A 17,101-nucleotide genomic window follows, 5' to 3' on the forward strand; every position below is an offset into this window, starting at 1 on the left:
GGTCTAGTAACAAAAATCCCCGCAATGCGGGGATTTTGAAGTCAGTTCACCATAATCGTGTTAGGTGGCCGCTTTCATGTTTCGAGTGAACTCACCTAGGGAGGACAATAACTCAGTTTCATTATCTTTATTGGCTGCAATTATCTTGACCACAGCTGAACCTGAAATGGCTCCTGCTGCACCGGCATCGATAGCCGCTTTCACTTGCTCAGGCTCTGCAATGCCAAATCCGAGCAGTGGGGGCGCACCATTAAACTGCTTCAAGTGCGTTAAAATATCACTAATCGGCATACCAGCTTTAGATTCGGTTCCTGTTACCCCTGCACGTGAAAGTAAATAGGTATAACCTTCACCTTTTTCTGATACCAGTTTAAGCGTATCGCTATCGGCATTTGGCGGTGCGATAAAGATAGGCGCGATACCATGGGATTTAGCAGCAATAATAAATGGCTCTGCCTCTTCAACGGGAACATCGGCGATCAACACTGAGTCTACGCCAGCCGCTTGTGCCTTAGCATAAAAATTATCGATGCCATTGGCATAGACCAAGTTGGCGTACAGTAATAAGCCAATTGGCAGATCCGGATACTTGGCACGGATCGCTGTCAACATTTCGAAGCATAATGTCGGAGTGGTACCCGCTGCCAGTGAGCGTAGGTTAGCGCCTTGGATCACTGGCCCATCGGCCAGTGGATCGGAGAAGGGGAATCCAAGCTCTAATGCATCGGCGCCATTTTCCACTAAGGTATCAACTATTTTAAGTGACAGCTCGGGGCTAGGGTCGCCCAATGTCACGAAAGGGACAAATGCGCCTTGCTGTTTAGCTGCTAGTGCGGCGAATAGTGCTTGATAACGGTTACTCATTGCCGCTCTCCTGTGTTGCTGCTGATGTTTTTTGTTCGAGTATATCTGCGACGGTAAAGATATCTTTGTCACCTCGGCCAGAAAGATTGACGACTAAGATGGTTTCCTCGGTCGCTTGCTTTGCGAGTTTAACGGCATAAGCTAGAGCATGGGCTGACTCAAGTGCTGGAATGATCCCTTCGCATCGGGCCAGTAGCTGAAATGCGTCTAATGCTTCATCATCGGTAGCTGATTCATAGGTCGCACGCCCTGTGGCTGCAAGGTGGGCGTGTTGTGGTCCAACTGAAGGGAAATCGAGTCCAGCAGAGATTGAGTAAGATTCTTCAATCTGTCCCTCTTTATCCTGCATTAAAGGTGCTTTCATGCCAAAGAAAATCCCTGTTTTACCATGCTTTAACGGCGCGCCATGCATAGGCGTGTCGATACCAAGGCCTGCGGGTTCTACGCCAATGAGCTGTACAGAGGGTTCATCGATAAAATCGGCAAACATACCGATGGCGTTGGAGCCGCCACCGACACAGGCGATCACCGCATCGGGAAGACGCCCTTCACGTTCTATTATCTGCCGCTTGGTTTCCTCACCTATCATGCGCTGGAATTCACGTACTATGGTCGGGAAGGGATGGGGTCCCGCTGCTGTGCCCAGCAGATAATGGGCCTTATCGTAACTAGCAGACCAGTCGCGCATCGCTTCGTTGCATGCATCTTTTAGGGTAGAGGAACCCGATGTTACCGGGATAACTTCGGCGCCCATTAACTTCATTCTAAATACGTTAGGCGATTGGCGTTCGACATCTTTCGCGCCCATGTAGACTTTACATTTTAGTCCCAATAAGGCGCAGGCTAGTGCCGTAGCGACCCCATGTTGACCTGCACCGGTTTCGGCGATGATCTCTTTCTTACCCATACGTTTAGCGAGTAAGGCTTGGCCTAACACTTGGTTCGTTTTATGGGCGCCGCCGTGGAGTAAGTCTTCTCGTTTCAGGTAGATTTTTACCAGCGGGTTAGGGCTTAAGTTACGAGTCAAGGTTAATGCCGTTGGACGACCCGCATAGTTTTTGAGTAGGTCGTTAAATTCGGTTTGAAAGGCGTCATCTTGCTGCGCATCGATAAATGCAGATTCTAATTGCTTTAGCGCAGGCATCAATATTTGCGGTACATACATACCACCGTATTCGCCGAAATAGGGATCGAGCTTAGTCATGTGTGTTTCCTTAAATTCATATTCAATTCGGTGTTATCGACGATCAATAGGCTCTAAGAGCGCTAAATGCGGCGGCTATTTTGTCTGCGGCTTTGATACCCGGCTTACTCTCTAGTCCAGAGTTAAAGTCCAGGCCGTAGAATCCTTGTCTACTGGCATCAAAGGCATTGTCAGCGGTTAGGCCGCCAGCCAACATGGCTTGTGTCTTGTTTGGCAATGACAATTGCCAGTTAAATGTTTGCCCTGTGCCTCCAAATTGGCTTGCACTTGCTTGAGCTGTTCTGCTGTCAAATAGGATGCGATCCACATTTACTGGAACCGCGACACTAGAGTCGGGTGATTCTGTATCGATGTCGACGGCAACGGCTTTCCAAATCTGTGCTCGAGCCCCGGCAGCATTGAGAGCTTGTCGCACTTGGTCTATCTCATATTCTGATTCGTTGCCATGCAGCTGCACTGCATATAAGTCGAGTAATTTTGCGATATCGCTGATCTCCTGCGGCGCTTCATTGACAAACACCCCAACAAAGTTAAGGGATTTACCGTTGGCGCGCTGGGCGCTTGTCAATGCTAAAGCCTGCTTAGGCGTGATATAACGCGGCGACTTCTGCGCAAAAATAAGCCCTGCGTAGATCGCACCTGCGTCGGCAATCGCTTGCAGATCGGCGCTGCGTGTCATACCACACACCTTGTTGTGGCCAAAAATTAAGGTGCGACAAGCCAAATCTAAGTCGTCTTCAGCCATTAACGAGCTGCCCACTAAGAAGCCATCGACTAACGGGCTCAAGCGACGTACCTGGGCTTGGTTATAGATCCCTGATTCGCTTATCACAACCCGATCGGCTGGGATATGGGGCGCAAGCGCTTCTGTGGTGGCTAAATCGGTGGACAGATCGCGCAGGTTTCGGTTGTTGATGCCGATAATCTTTGCATTTAAGGCGATAGCGCGTGTCAGTTCCTCTTCGTTGCTGACTTCGGTGAGCATGTCGAGCTGATACTTATTCGCCTCTGCGGCAAGGGTAAGGTACTGTTCATCATCGAGAACCGACAGCATGAGTAAAATGGCATCGGCGCCTTGATGCGCAGCGAGTTTCACTTGATAGGTGTCGACAAAAAAGTCTTTACACAGAATAGGCTGGGTTACTCGAGCCCGCACCTTGGGGATATAGTCCATATCGCCCTGGAAAAACTGCTCATCGGTAAGCACAGAGATCCCCGCTGCATAATGTTGGTAGACGTCAGCAATGGCTTCAACATTAAAATCTTTTCGTATCAGCCCTTTCGATGGGCTCGCCTTTTTACATTCGAAGATAAAACCAGCACTCGGTGCCTTTAAGGCGGCAAAAAGGCTGCGATCAGATTGTTTTGGCTGCAAAGAGGCTTCTGGAAATCGATCTTTTAGCGCCGCGATATGGGCTGCTTTGGTTGCGACGATTTTTGTTAGCACGTTACTTTTTGTTAGCTCGTTACTTTGAGTTGGCGCTGCTTGACTACTCACAATGACTCCTAATTATCCAATTTGGTGGCTGCTAGCATCGGCTAACTGCTCAAGTAGCGTAAACGCCTTGCCACTGTCGAGGGTGGTTAACGCCAGTTTTACACCCGCTAATGGGCTATCGCAATTGCCTGAAATATACAGCGCACAGCCAGCATTAACGGCTACCGCATCTCGATGTGCCCGATTGCCTTGGCCTTGTAAAATGGCGCGAGTGATATCCGCATTTTCAGCTGGAGTGCCACCTTCAAGCTCGGCCAATGAAGCTTGAGCAACTCCTAGTGCTACTGGTGTGAGCGTATATTGGATTATCTCATTATCTTTGAGTTCACACACTAAGGTATCACCATGAACGGCAACTTCATCTAAGCCACTGCCGTGGACTACCATCGCGCGTTTTAAGCCGAGTGTTTTGAGCACATTCGCGATAGGTTCGACCAACTCACTGCTGTAGACCCCAAGTAGAATATAGTCGGGCCGCGCGGGGTTGATTAATGGCCCTAATAGATTAAACAAGGTGCGAGTTTTTAACGCTTGGCGAACAGGAACAGCATGACGTACTCCGCCATGGTAATGGGGCGCGAATAGAAAACATAATCCCAGTTCATCTAGACAATCCCGAGCGGCTTCGGGATCCATAGTTAGGTCGATGCCAAATTGAGATAACAGATCTGAAGAGCCAGATTTACTCGATACACTTCGATTGCCATGCTTAGCCACTTTTGCCCCTGCCGCTGCGGCAACAAAAGCCGCAGTGGTTGAGATATTGATGGTGTTATGGCCATCTCCGCCCGTGCCGACAATGTCGACAATGCCTTGGCGACGGGTCGCTTCACTGGGAATGGGGAATACTTTCGCGGCGGCACGAAGGGCATCGGCTGCGCCCGATATCTCATCAATGGTTTCACCACGCATTTTCATGGCGACTAACATTCCAGCCATCGTCGCTTCGTTCATTTCACCTTGAATAATGGTACTAAAAAGTTGCTCAGCTTCATCACGGCTCACACTCTGACCTGAGTATAACTTATCGATAATAGCTTGTAGGTCGCTCATTTACAGTGCTCCTTCGTTGGTGGTCAAGAGTGGTTCTTCGCTGGTTAAATAGGTCAGCGTTTGGGTTAATAGCTGACTACCTAATGTGGTTAAAATTGATTCAGGATGAAACTGAAAACCTATGGCTTTATAACTTTTATGGGAAATCGCCATCGGCATCTCATCGGTTGTCGCTATCACTGCTAAGCACTCAGGTACTTGAGTCGCGACTAAGCTGTGGTAACGGGCGACGGGTAAGGGGGACGGTAGATCAGTAAAAATACCTTGGCCATTATGTACCGTTGGGCTGGCTTTACCGTGTACTACTTGATTAGCGCGCTCAACCTTGCCACCAAAATGTTCGACCATGGCCTGATGACCTAAGCAGATCCCCAGCATGGGAACTTTGCCAGCAACGAGTGCGATAAGCGCCATTAAACAGCCTGCTTCATGGGGAGCGCCTGGGCCGGGCGACAGCACTAAGGCCGATTTTTCCGTTTCGCTAAGTAATTTGTCGGCAATAAAATTGGCGCTTAAGTCGTTACGGTAGATCACTACTTCATAGCCAAGGCTTCTAAACTGATCGACGAGATTGTAGGTAAAAGAATCAAAGTTATCTAATAGGTAGAGTTTCATAGCCCACCTCCCATCTTAATGGCTGAAATAACGGCTTGGGCTTTTTGACGGGTTTCATCGGCTTCGGCTTGAGGATCTGAGTCATATACCACTCCCGCGCCCGCTTGAATATGGGCAACCCCATTTTTGACAAATGCAGAGCGGATCACAATACAGGTATCCATATCGCCTAGGCCATTAACATAACCCACTGCGCCGCCGTAGCTGCCGCGCCTGGCTTTCTCTGCGCCGCGGATAAGTTGTGCCGCACTTACTTTAGGTGCGCCGGTTAAGGTGCCCATATTCATGCAAGCCTGATAAGCGTGAAGTGCATCTAAATCTTCACGTAATTGCCCCGTCACTCGGCTGACTAAATGCATCACATGGGAGTAGCGATCGACTTTGAGTAACTCTGGTACTTTGCGGCTACCACTTTGGCTTATGCGGGCGACATCGTTACGAGCGAGATCGACGAGCATTAGGTGCTCCGAAAGCTCTTTCTTATCTAGCCTAAGCTCTAGCTCAATGCGGCTGTCGAGATCGAAATCTATCTGACCATCATTGGTTTTGCCGCGTTTGCGGGTACCCGCAATGGGATAGATCTCCACTTGATTGGTTGAGGCCTCATATTTAAGCGCGCTCTCTGGCGATGCGCCAAATAGGGTAAAGTCATCACCTCTAAAATAGAACATATAGGGGCTAGGATTAGTCAAACGCAGGGCGCGATAGGCGCCTAACGTGTTGGGGCAGGGCAAGCTAAAGCTGCGAGAAGGCACCACCTGAAAAATATCACCAGCAACGATATGGCGCTTGAGATCATTTACAATCGATTTAAATGCATCGTCACTGATATTGACTTGGGTCTGTGCATCGATAGGCGTTAATGCTTCAATCGGGTGTAACTGTTGGCAGGCTTGTTTCAGTTTACTCATCCGCGTCGCCAGCGTCTCTGATACCGCTAATTGGTCGCAAAAATTGTGAGTGATGATATCGGCTTGTTGCTGTTGATGGTCGACCAAAATCAGGGTTTCGGCTAGATAGAACAGATAATCTGGGCAGCTATTATCACTATCTGGCACTTGGGGTAATGGCTCTACGGTGTCAATTAGGTCGTAGGCTAGTACGCCACCTAAAAACAGTGATTCAAATGCGCTGTTGTTACCGGTATCGATATGCTGAATTAAGGCTCTAAGGCCATCTAGTGGTGATGTCGATTTTAGTCTTGCATCTTCATCGAGTAACTCAGGATTCTTGGTTAGGCGTAATGTCAGTGTATCGTTAGATAAGATGGCATTATCAAGCTTAAAATGGGCCTTGATAGGTAATAGCAGTGACTGACCATTGGCATTTAATGCGGTAAACGTCAGGCTGTATCCTTCGCAGCGGATCATCATTGCTGCGTGGGTCATGACTATGCTTTTTAGGTGATCTTTGCTGTCTATCTCTGCCGATTCTAACAGCATAGTGTGCGGCGCATTTTGAGTCAGGTGTTGATACAAATTAAGGGGATCATCATGGTAGGTGATCCGCTCCTTCACTGTGCTGACTCTTGCCAGAGTGTCATACGCCATATTCATTACTCCGAGTTATCTCTGGGACCGTTTCTATCATTAGAGATTATTTAGCTAACGATTCAAGAACCCAATTATTTCAATGAAATTAAATTATTAAATGCAAAAAGCCCGCATTGGATGCGGGCTTTTTGTCAAATCTTGTCTCTTTTACATGAGCACAGAGTTTCACACCACCCGCTAATTTGGGAAGTGCCACCACCAATTGATGTTGTTGAACTGCTGTGTCATTGAATCGTTTCTCTATTTGTCATGTAAAAGTTGAAATTTGTTAGTGGCTCTATAAAAGCATTCGATTGGGCTCTATGTCAATTGAATATTTTTCTATTTCAGATTTATTTTGTCTAACCGACTTGCTTATAACGAGTTTATAGCACTATTTAACCCAATTAGATGTTTCTAATAACAAACTCTAGTAGAATAACCAGATGACAGATGAAACGCTTTTAATCGATCTTCACAGCCACACAACGGCATCCGATGGCCAGTTAACGCCTTCGGAGTTAGTTGCCCGAGCACTCGAAAAGGGTGTACAGATGTTGGCTATTACCGATCACGATACGCTCGCAGGATTAGATGAGGCGCACCAATTTAATAATGCTCAGCCTCAACCTCTGCGTTTAATTAACGGTACTGAAATATCAACTCGTTGGAATAACTTTGATATTCATATCGTTGCATTAAATATTGAACGCTCAAATATTGTTCTTAATGAGTTTCTTTGTCAGCAGCGAAGGCTGCGAGAAGCAAGGGCTATGGAGATAGGACTTCGCTTAGAGAAGGCGGGTATTGCTGGTGCGTATGAGGGGGCTAAGGCGTTAGCCGATGGTGCGGCGCTCAGTCGCGGGCATTATGCTCGCTGGTTAGCCGATAATGGTTATGCAGTAAACGCCGCTGCGGTGTTTAAGAAATATCTCGCACGCGGAAAAACAGGTTATGTACCCAACAATTGGTCCGATATGGCGAGTGCAATCGAGATCATTCATCAAGCGAACGGGATTGCCGTATTAGCCCATCCTAGTGGTTACAAGTTGTCGGCTAAGTGGTTGAAGCGCCTAGTGCGAGAGTTTAAAGAGGCGGGTGGTGATGCCATCGAAGTGGTACTCGGGCAGCAAACTGTCGATGACCGTAATAATTTAATTGCGCTGAGTAAGCTCAATCAGTTGTTTGCATCTCTTGGGAGTGATTTTCACTTCCCGAGTGGCTGGATAGAATTAGGTAAAAATATGTTCCAACCCCAAGGTGTTGATTGGGTTTGGCAAATGGAAAAGTGGACGGAAACACCATGAGTCAGTTTTTTTATGTACATGAGGAAAATCCTCAAACCCGTTTGATTAATCAAGCGGTCAATGTGATCAAGCAGGGCGGCGTTGTGGTTTATCCCACAGATTCTGGCTATGCACTAGGTTGTTTGCTTGGCGAAAAAGATGCGATGACACGTATCGCTCGAATTCGCCAGATAGATAATGATCATAATTTCTCCTTGATGGTTCGCGATCAGTCTGAGTTAGCTACCTATGCTAGGGTTGATAACCAAGCATACCGTGTGCTTAAGAATAATACCCCAGGACCATTTACCTTCATCTTTAAGGCGAGTAAAGAGGTGCCGAAGCGCCTGCAAAACCCTAAGAAGAAAACCATTGGTATTCGAGTTCCCGATAACATTATAGCCTTGGCATTACTCGAGGCTCTCGATGCCCCCTTGATGTCAACCAGTTTGATCTTGCCCGGTGAAGAGTTTACCGAGTCAGATCCAGAGCATATTCGTGACATATTAGAACACCAAGTGGATGTGATTATTCATGGTGGGTACTTAGGCCAAAAACCGACGACGGTTATCGATCTGTCTGAAGGTGACATCGATATTTTACGCGAAGGTGCAGGGGACGTGAGTCAGTTTGTTTAAACCTCTGTCTATTGGCAAGTTTTGTAGGTATAATCGCGCGTTTGGCGTAAAGTAGCCTAGTGATTTTAGGTCTGTTTTAGCGGGTTCCCTTTGAAAAATAAGGGGTATTGGGAGAGCGGATGCAGGGTACACAGAAAAGTTTACCTTTAGCCGTAATACGAGGTGAAGTGGTAAAGCAGTTACCCGCTGATCTTTTCATTCCTCCTGAAGCGCTTGAAGTATTTCTTGAATCTTTTGAAGGCCCGCTCGATCTGCTGCTTTATCTTATTCGTAAGCAAAAACTTGATGTCGTCGAGCTCGCCATCTCTCCGGTAACGGATCAGTATCTTGTGTATATTGAGCTATTACAGGGCGCGCGCGTTGAGCTAGCGGCTGATTATTTGGTCATGGCGGCGACATTAGCTGAGATTAAGTCAAGGCTGTTGTTACCTAAGCCTGAAGCTGAAGAAGATGAGGAAGATGATCCTCGTGCCCAGCTAATTAGGCAGCTAAAAGCCTATGAAGTAATTAAAGAGGCGCAGCAACGTCTTGATGAATTGCCTCGTTTAGAGCGAGATATTTTTCAAGCAAAAGCGATGCCTGCTTCTGATATTAAGCCAATTATTGTACCTCCCAGTGTTTCTTTGTTTGAGTTAGCGGGTGCATTTGCTGCGGTATTAAAGCGAGTCGAAGCGACTGAACATCATCATGTGAGACGTGAAACGCTATCGACACGCGAACGAATGATACAAATTTTGGCTATGCTAGAAGGTAAGTCTTACGTGCCTTTTGAACAGCTTTTCGATGTGAGCGAAGGAAGAGCGGGTGTCGTGGTCAGCTTTTTGGCATTAATGGAATTGGTCAAAGAATTACTGGTGGATCTGATCCAGGCTGAGCCTCTGTCGACCATTCATGTAAGGGCTTATTGATTGTCGAATAACAAACTGCAAATCAATCCTGAACAACTTAAGCAGCTCATTGAAGCCAGCTTATTTGTGATGGCGAAAACGGTCTCAATAAAGCAGTTGAGTGAAAGCGTTTTAGTTGAATTTAACGTTTCACGCAGCAGGATTAAGACGGCATTAGAAGAGTTGCAGCAAGATTATCAAGGCAGAGGGGTCGAGTTAGTTAAGGTGGCTGGTGGTTATCGCTTTCAGTCTATTGAAACTTTAAGTCCTTATTTACAAAGCCTGTGGCAAGAAAAGGCGCCAAGATATTCCAGAGCGACATTGGAGACATTGGCAGTTATAGCCTATCGTCAACCCGTGACTCGGGGTGATATCGAGTTTGTCCGTGGTGTGGCGGTTGGTAGTCACATCATAAAGAGTTTATCCGATAGACATTGGATTAAAATCGTAGGCCATAAAGAGGTGCCGGGACGGCCCGCTCTGTATGCGACTACAAATGAATTTTTAGCCTATTTTGGCTTAGATACGATAGCGGATCTTCCTGCTTTATCCGATGCTGAGTCATTAGCGGCACTATTTTCTGGCGTAAAGGGTTCAGATGTGAACTCTGACGATGCAGAAGATGTGCCCGAAACTACAGAAGAGTCAACTAATGAGTGAAAAATTGCAGAAAGTCTTGGCCCGTGCAGGCCATGGCTCCCGTCGTGAGATGGAGGCATGGATTGCTGCAGGCCGAGTTAGTATTGACGGAGAAATTGCTAAGCTTGGTGATAGAATTGAAGCCGATGCAAAAATTCGTATCGATGGCAGAGCAGTATCGGTTAAGTCTGAAGAAGATTTAGTGTGTCGAGTGATTGCTTATCATAAACCTGAAGGTGAGATTTGCAGTCGTAAAGATCCAGAAGGGCGTCCAACAGTATTTGATCGGTTACCTCGTACCCGCGATTCTCGCTGGGTCGCTGTGGGAAGACTAGATATCAATACCTCTGGGCTATTGCTGTTTACCTCTGACGGTGAACTGGCTAATCGTCTAATGCACCCTTCTCATGAAGTAGAGCGCGAATATGCGGTACGTACTTTTGGTGAAGTGACTGATGCTTGTATTCAACGTCTTCGTAACGGTGTGACGTTAGAAGATGGTCCAGCGCATTTTGACAAGGTCAAACCTGCGGGTGGTGAAGGCATGAATAAGTGGTGGCATGTATCGCTTGCAGAGGGCCGTAATCGTGAAGTTCGTCGTTTATGGGAATCTCAAGAGGTGCAAGTTAGCCGCTTGATCCGTATCCGTTACGGCATGATTGAGCTGCCTAAGTCACTTCCTCGTGGCGGTTGGGTTGAGTTACCTATTGAGGAAGTAAACTACCTTAGAAAGATGGCAGGCCTCGAAGATGAGAATCGTACCTTAATGGGATTAGACAAACACAGTGTTGCCCGTTCAAAGGTCAAGAGCGCCAAGATTCGTCGCGCTGTTCGTAAGCATAAAACCACATCAGGTAAGACACCTCGTCAACGCACTTAGTGTTATTTTACCTCATAAAAAAGGTCGCAATTGCGACCTTTTTTAATTTTCAGCCCTAAACCACCTACTTCAGTAGGTGGTTATCATCATTTAGGCTTAGCCTGTAATTTGCATTGATGGATAGATTCAGTTACCCATCGTACGGGGCAGTGTAACTACTTTCCCAATGCTATAAGCAGGCTAAATAGAGCCAAAAATAGGTTGGGTAAATAAGTAGACGCTTTTGGCCCCTTTGAGGGGGCTAATACAAAGCCACCTTCTTCAGAAGGTGGATTTTTACATCTAAATCAACGCTTTTAGTGACTCACTTTTTATACAGCTAAGTATAATTAGGCGTTGACGTTAATGGCTTAAGCGTAACTCATGTCTATGTTCGTGAACATAGTCAGCTGCACATTGTGTGCACCTTTGCTCTAAGGGATCATCATTTAACCTTTGAGATTCAATTTCCGCCTCGCAATCGGCGCATAAACCATAAAGGCCGATATCGAGTTGGCAAATAGCAGCATCGAGTTGGGTTAATCGCATAAATAGTGGTTCGTCGCAGAGCTTAGCAGCGGTCATTTCATCTATCAACGTCGATAGCGAAAGCATTGTGTGATCAATCGATAGTTGATGTAGCGCTAGCAGGTTACCTAACTCTTTCCTGAGATTAGCTTCAAGCTCTGACAGTTCATGTCTGATGTGGGTTCTGCTCACAAATCATCGCCTAGTTAACTTTATTGGATATTCAGTCTAAACCGCTTTGTTAACTCGGCTATGACGAAGATCAAAAACTGAGTGACATTTTTAAAAATTTGATGATTTTTACCTGAGAGGGAGTGAACTTGCCTAGTTAAATTTTGTTCACGATAAAAGCGTTTTAATCTAGGCGAATGGATTACTGCCTAGCAATTTAAGCCAAGCTTATTTAATAAAGAGTAATACCAATGAGCATAAAGAGGTGATCGCTCAGTGAGAATCTAGCGCTAATGAGTTAGCTGCAAGTTCCTCCCTTTTTATAGAGGAACTCAGCTATCTTTCAGCAAAGAGAGGATCTGCTTGGTGTTTTTCAAGACTCGGACCTGTAAAAACAGCTGCTCGCCTTCACTGTAGTGACGGGCAATAAATCTTAACCATTGTTTAATTCTTGCTGGATAGTACTTCTCTTTTTCACTGACAATTTCAAAGTCTGAATATTGGATCAGCAGGGTTTTTACTTCAGCCCAGGCCATTGGGGCTTGCAGCCCTTTCACTACATGAGCAAGATTGGGAACGGTAAGTGCGCCTCGACCCAACATGACATCATCACAGCCGCTTGCTTGCTGACATTTTAAGTAGTCTTCTCGACTCCATATTTCGCCATTGGCAATAATAGGAAGTTGGGTTGCCTGTTTGATTTTGGCAATATATTCCCAATGCGCGGGTGGACGATAGGCTTCTTCCTTGGTGCGAGCATGTACGGTTAATTCGCTGGCACCGGCAGCTTCAATTGCCTGAGCGATTTCAATACAGCGACTTTTATCATCCCACCCTAAACGGATTTTAGCCGATACGGGTTTATCTGCTGGAACCGCTTCTCTTACGGCTTTGGTCACACGGTAGATGGTTTCTGGCTCTTTTAATAGTGCAGCCCCACCGTTACTGCGATTGACCATTGGGGCGGGGCAACCATAGTTTAAGTCTACGCCGCGAGAGCCAAGCTCAATAGCCCTAACCGCATTTTCAGCCATCCAGTTAGGATCTTGTCCCAATAGCTGCAGCCGAACGGGGGTGCCTGAAGCGGTATTACATTGGTATTTCAATTCTGCACAAAGACGAAAGAATACCTTCTCGGGTAATAGTTGATCGACGACGCGTATAAATTCACTTACCACTAGGTCATAACCACCAACACTGGTCAATAACGCTCGCATTGGGGCGTCTGCAACACCTTCCATCGGGGCTAAAACTACGCGCATCTAATCAATTCTCTCTTCGCTGTATTCGTAATTATCTGGGGATGATTAATTATCCCTTCTATCGATTAACCCAAGTTTTCAGCAATTACTGAGATTAGGCTAAAAGGGCGCTAATTCTACGACATGGCATTTATAGATACAAAATTAAAGCGAACATCTGCTGGCAAAAATTAATCACTGAGCGTTGATTTCGATGAATCATGTTGCTCTATCATGAAATATGTATCATAAATGTGATGTATGATAAGTTTTTTGAAATAAAATAGATCGCTATCGGGTCATATTAACCGAGCCAGCAAACTATGCAATGTTGGCAACCAGTTGCATACAAATTGATCATTAAAGGAAGCTATTATGAAATTAGTAAAAAATACTGCAGTGGCTGTTGCGTTAGGTACCGTTTGTGTTGGAAGCGCCTTCGCGGTAGAAGCACAAGCAAATCCATTTGGTTATAGTGAAATGCAAGCCGGTTACCAAATTGTTGATGGTGAAGGTAAGTGTGGTGAAGGTAAATGTGGCGAGAATATGAAAAAAGCCGCCAAAGAAGCTAAATGCGGCGCAGAAAAGAAAGCCATGAAAGAAGGTAAGTGCGGTGAAGGCAAATGCGGTGCAGCAAAGAAAGCCATGAAAGAAGGTAAGTGCGGTGAAGGCAAATGCGGCGCAGAAAAGAAAGCCATGAAAGAGGGAAAGTGTGGTGAAGGCAAATGCGGTGAGAAGATGATGAGGGAACAAAAGGGGAAAAGTGAAGAAAACATGAAAAAAGGCAAAGAAGGTAAGTGTGGCGGCAATAAATAATAGATCCATTGGTTAATCATGAGCGTTAATCTTTTAGGCCAGTAAACTACTGGCCTAATCTGTTTAAGTGGTAGAGGTTTTTATGGTTAGAGATGCAAAGGTCGGTTTAGGGCTCAGGCGAGAGATGTTGGATGAGTTTTGTCACTCGGTGCCTAATGCCATCGACTTTTTTGAGGTCGCTCCTGAAAACTGGATGACACTTGGCGGTAAGTTCGGGCGTCAATTTAGGCAATTAACCGAAAATCACCGTTTCTTTTGTCATGGTCTTTCTTTGTCGATTGGTAGTCCTAGTGAACTCGACATTGGTTTTGTTAAGCAGATTAAACATTTTCTTGATCTTCACAGTATTGATATTTATTCAGAACATTTGAGCTATTGCTCCGCTGGCGGGCATCTTTATGACTTAATGCCAATCCCCTTTACTGACGATGCAGTTATGCATGTGGCTAAACGGATTAAGCGGGTTGAGGAGATATTGGAGCGTCCGTTTATTTTAGAAAATGTCTCTTTTTATACCGCGCCGGGTAGCGAGATGACTGAGTGTGAATTTGTCCAAGCAGTCCTCAATGAAGCTAATTGTAAGCTGTTGCTCGATGTGAATAATATTTATGTCAATTCGATTAATCATCAATATGATGCGCTTGAGTTTTTAAAGGCTATGCCGACAGAGCGAATCGCTTATCTGCATATTGCTGGACATTATGAAGAGGCTGCCGATTTGATGGTCGATACCCATGGTAGTGATATTATCGATCCAGTGTGGCAATTGCTCGAACACTGCTATGCACACCATGGGGTGTTCCCAACGCTACTGGAACGTGATTTTAATATTCCCGAAACTCAGTTACTGCTACAAGAAATTAATCAGATCCATGACTATCAGGCGCAAGCGTTGTCACCTATTCATAGGAGTGCTTAGATGAGTTTTACTGCGGTGCAACAATCATTTATCGATCACATTCGCGATCCATCAATGCCAATTCCCCTTGGCACAGATACCCGCAGAATGAAAATCTATCGCGAGCTGTTTTTTAATAATATCAAAGGGTTCGTGTCTAATGCATTTCCAGTGCTGTGTTCTTTATATGAAGAGCAACAATGGGAAGCGCTAGTACAGCAGTTTTTTGCCAATCATGATTGTAAAACCCCCATTTTTATTGAGATAGCCGGAGAGTTTTTGGTTTTTTTGCAACATGAATATCAACCGACAGAAGTTGATGATGCCTTTATGTTGGAGTTAGCACACTATGAATGGTTAGAACTGCTTGTGGCGACCGAGCGAGATAATCCGTTGCATTATCAAATTGATGAAAGTGACTTAGACACAGCAAAGCTGTGTGTTAGCGCGAGTGCCAAGGTGGCGCAATATTGTTTTGATGTACAGCGTATTAGCCCAGACTATCGCCCCTGTTCCGCGAGTGAGCAACCTAATTTTTTCTGTATCTACCGTGATAAACAAGACGAAGTTTGTTTCTTACAGTTAAATCCGTTAACAGCGCAAGTGTTAGCGTATATCGAACAAAATAGAATGGTAAAATTTGAACAACTATCTCAATGGCTTATCACTACATTTACCCAAATTGAGTCTCATGTGTTAATCAGCGGGGCTCGTCAGTTATTGGTAGAGATGATCGGTAAAGGAATAGTAAAAGGCTACCGTTGACCATTTCGTTGGTAAATTCTTTGGCAAATAGGGCTTTCTATCATAGACACACCTCACTATAATGGCCGTAAAAATTGATCTAGATCAATAAAGTAATCTAATCTGAGTGAGGAAGTCATGAGTCAGCCGTTTAAAGACCCGTTTAATATCGTCTATTTTGTTGGATTTTTGCTCGTTATGATGCTACCGACGTTACCCGCAACGTTATCTTGGTTAAAGCATCTGCAACTGCTGTAGTCTCAAGTTTTAACTCAGGTATACTAACCACTCATTTTTGGGTGGTTTTTTTATGAGAGGAATTCATGGCGATAAAACGCGGCATATTGCTGATGATAGGGCTATGTAGTCTTTGTCTTGGCCTCATCGGGATAATTGTACCGCTATTGCCAACCGTGCCTTTTATTTTATTAGCGGCTTTTTGTTTTGCACGTTCAAGCGATCGCCTACATCACTGGTTGATGACTCACCCTTGGTTTGCCGATGCGCTGCAAGATTGGGAACGCAAACGGTCTATCCGTAAAGGATTGAAAAAAAAGGCCTATATTGCAACAACGCTGAGTTTTGTTATCAGCATTATGATAGTGCCACTGCTGTGGGTGAAGGTGATGTTGGTCTGTATGCTGACAGGGTTATTACTTTATCTACGGCAAATACCTGAGATTGACGATTGATTAACACTCAACATTTAGCAACACAGGTGCCAGCAAGCGTTATTGCTGCGTAATGTGACAGGGCTTTATGCTTTATGACACTTGGTGTTGCAACCCTTAGCAAAGACCCTTAAGCTTTAGCCGAAAATTCTAGTCAAAACTGGCCAAAGGTTAGTTTATCCCTTAAGTGGGCTTAATTGAAAAAGATGGTAGTAATGAATATAGACAAGTTAGCCTTGATCAAAGAGAGCATCAAAACAATCCCTGATTACCCAAAACCAGGGATTATGTTTCGTGACGTTACCAGTCTGATGGAAGATCACAATGCCTATCAAGCAACAATAGAGATGTTCGTTGAGCAGTACAAAGACCTTGGATTTACTAAAGTGGTTGGTACTGAAGCGCGAGGTTTCCTTTTTGGTGCGCCTTTGGCATTAGAGCTTGGTTTAGGCTTTGTCCCTGTTCGTAAGCCTGGTAAGTTACCACGTGAGACGATTTCAGAGAGCTATGAGCTTGAGTATGGTCATGACATGCTTGAGATCCATACCGATGCCATTAACGAAAATGATAAGGTGCTTGTCGTCGATGATCTGTTAGCGACAGGCGGCACGATTGAAGCCACAGTCAAACTCATTCGTAAGCTAGGTGGCGAGGTTAGTCACGCTGCATTTGTGATCTCTCTGCCTGAGTTAGGTGGTGAAAAACGTCTTACTGATTTAGGGCTTAGCTTAGTGACCCTATGTGAGTTTGAAGGCGAGTAAATCCAGCCTTTATCCTGTTTTAAGAATGCTACGTTGCACTTAGGTGTTCGTAGCATTCTTGTTTTTATCTGTCTGATTTTTAATCATTTTTATTTCTTTTTTACCATATTGATTAAACAAACCTCTAGATTAAGACAATAGATAGAAATAAGCTTTTGTTCGGTGGCTCCTTGCTAGCGAGATATGCATTTGCATG

Annotated in this window: 18 protein-coding genes and 1 other annotated feature; of the genes, 10 read left to right on the forward strand and 8 right to left on the reverse strand. The window is 45.3% G+C overall.

Annotated features, from left to right (window positions below; translation table 11 throughout):
• Positions 1–60 precede the first annotated feature (60 nt).
• Genes trpA through K0I62_RS08130 form a run of 6 tightly spaced genes read right to left on the reverse strand, consistent with a single transcriptional unit; the run spans position 61 to position 6,784 of the window.
• Positions 61–864 (reverse strand): tryptophan synthase subunit alpha, encoded by an 804-nt coding sequence (gene trpA, locus K0I62_RS08105; protein WP_220070953.1) that lies wholly within the window; start codon positions 862–864, stop codon positions 61–63.
• Complete coding sequence (gene trpB, locus K0I62_RS08110; protein ID WP_220070954.1) at positions 857–2,068, reverse strand: tryptophan synthase subunit beta; 1,212 nt, start codon at positions 2,066–2,068, stop codon at positions 857–859. The genes trpA and trpB overlap by 8 nt, the downstream gene beginning before the upstream one ends.
• A gap of 43 nt (positions 2,069–2,111) precedes the next feature.
• Positions 2,112–3,566, reverse strand: a complete 1,455-nt coding sequence (trpCF, locus tag K0I62_RS08115; RefSeq protein WP_220070955.1) for a bifunctional indole-3-glycerol-phosphate synthase TrpC/phosphoribosylanthranilate isomerase TrpF — start codon at positions 3,564–3,566, stop codon at positions 2,112–2,114.
• Between the two features lie 12 nt (positions 3,567–3,578).
• Entirely contained in the window at positions 3,579–4,619 is a 1,041-nt protein-coding gene (gene trpD, locus K0I62_RS08120) for an anthranilate phosphoribosyltransferase (protein WP_220070956.1), read from the reverse strand.
• Positions 4,620–5,234: an aminodeoxychorismate/anthranilate synthase component II gene (locus K0I62_RS08125; protein ID WP_220070957.1), complete on the reverse strand. Its 615-nt coding sequence runs from the start codon at positions 5,232–5,234 to the stop codon at positions 4,620–4,622.
• Positions 5,231–6,784 (reverse strand): anthranilate synthase component 1, encoded by a 1,554-nt coding sequence (locus K0I62_RS08130; protein WP_220070958.1) that lies wholly within the window; start codon positions 6,782–6,784, stop codon positions 5,231–5,233. Before K0I62_RS08130 ends, K0I62_RS08125 begins: the two co-directional genes overlap by 4 nt.
• 101 nt (positions 6,785–6,885) lie before the next feature.
• Positions 6,886–6,994, reverse strand: a sequence feature (Trp leader region).
• Between the two features lie 218 nt (positions 6,995–7,212).
• Here K0I62_RS08130 and rnm point away from each other — a divergent pair.
• From rnm to rluB, 5 genes are all read left to right on the forward strand, one after another.
• Positions 7,213–8,073: an RNase RNM gene (gene rnm, locus K0I62_RS08135; protein ID WP_220070959.1), complete on the forward strand. Its 861-nt coding sequence runs from the start codon at positions 7,213–7,215 to the stop codon at positions 8,071–8,073.
• Complete coding sequence (locus tag K0I62_RS08140; protein ID WP_220070960.1) at positions 8,070–8,690, forward strand: L-threonylcarbamoyladenylate synthase; 621 nt, start codon at positions 8,070–8,072, stop codon at positions 8,688–8,690. The genes rnm and K0I62_RS08140 overlap by 4 nt, the downstream gene beginning before the upstream one ends.
• Before the next feature lie 119 nt (positions 8,691–8,809).
• On the forward strand, positions 8,810–9,598 hold the full coding sequence (locus tag K0I62_RS08145; protein WP_220070961.1) for a segregation and condensation protein A: 789 nt from the start codon (positions 8,810–8,812) through the stop codon (positions 9,596–9,598).
• 15 nt (positions 9,599–9,613) lie between these two features.
• Positions 9,614–10,237, forward strand: coding sequence for an SMC-Scp complex subunit ScpB (scpB, locus tag K0I62_RS08150; protein ID WP_220071316.1), 624 nt, complete (start codon positions 9,614–9,616; stop codon positions 10,235–10,237).
• Complete coding sequence (gene rluB, locus K0I62_RS08155) at positions 10,230–11,096, forward strand: 23S rRNA pseudouridine(2605) synthase RluB (RefSeq protein WP_220070962.1); 867 nt, start codon at positions 10,230–10,232, stop codon at positions 11,094–11,096. Before scpB ends, rluB begins: the two co-directional genes overlap by 8 nt.
• A gap of 342 nt (positions 11,097–11,438) precedes the next feature.
• On the opposite strand, the gene K0I62_RS08160 is transcribed toward rluB, so the two are convergent.
• Both K0I62_RS08160 and dusC read right to left on the reverse strand, forming a co-directional pair.
• A complete protein-coding gene (locus tag K0I62_RS08160; protein WP_220070963.1) occupies positions 11,439–11,795 on the reverse strand; it encodes a TraR/DksA C4-type zinc finger protein in 357 nt (118 codons plus the stop codon).
• A gap of 311 nt (positions 11,796–12,106) precedes the next feature.
• On the reverse strand, positions 12,107–13,036 hold the full coding sequence (dusC, locus tag K0I62_RS08165; protein ID WP_220070964.1) for a tRNA dihydrouridine(16) synthase DusC: 930 nt from the start codon (positions 13,034–13,036) through the stop codon (positions 12,107–12,109).
• Positions 13,037–13,390: 354 nt separating this feature from the next.
• Between dusC and K0I62_RS08170 the strand changes: the two genes are divergently transcribed.
• The 5 genes from K0I62_RS08170 (at position 13,391) to apt (ending at position 16,905) form a co-directional block, all read left to right on the forward strand.
• Positions 13,391–13,831: an HvfA family oxazolone/thioamide-modified RiPP metallophore gene (locus K0I62_RS08170; protein ID WP_220070965.1), complete on the forward strand. Its 441-nt coding sequence runs from the start codon at positions 13,391–13,393 to the stop codon at positions 13,829–13,831.
• Between the two features lie 82 nt (positions 13,832–13,913).
• The gene (locus K0I62_RS08175; protein WP_220070966.1) at positions 13,914–14,750 is read left to right on the forward strand and encodes an HvfB family MNIO-type RiPP peptide maturase; all 837 of its coding nucleotides are present in this window, start codon (positions 13,914–13,916) and stop codon (positions 14,748–14,750) included.
• Complete coding sequence (locus tag K0I62_RS08180) at positions 14,751–15,494, forward strand: HvfC family RiPP maturation protein (RefSeq protein ID WP_220070967.1); 744 nt, start codon at positions 14,751–14,753, stop codon at positions 15,492–15,494.
• Between the two features lie 302 nt (positions 15,495–15,796).
• On the forward strand, positions 15,797–16,165 hold the full coding sequence (locus K0I62_RS08185; RefSeq protein ID WP_220070968.1) for a YbaN family protein: 369 nt from the start codon (positions 15,797–15,799) through the stop codon (positions 16,163–16,165).
• Between the two features lie 185 nt (positions 16,166–16,350).
• Entirely contained in the window at positions 16,351–16,905 is a 555-nt protein-coding gene (gene apt, locus K0I62_RS08190) for an adenine phosphoribosyltransferase (protein WP_220071317.1), read from the forward strand.
• Positions 16,906–17,101: the final 196 nt, after the last annotated feature.

This window comes from Shewanella psychrotolerans (genome assembly GCF_019457595.1).
Lineage (GTDB): Bacteria > Pseudomonadota > Gammaproteobacteria > Enterobacterales > Shewanellaceae > Shewanella > Shewanella psychrotolerans.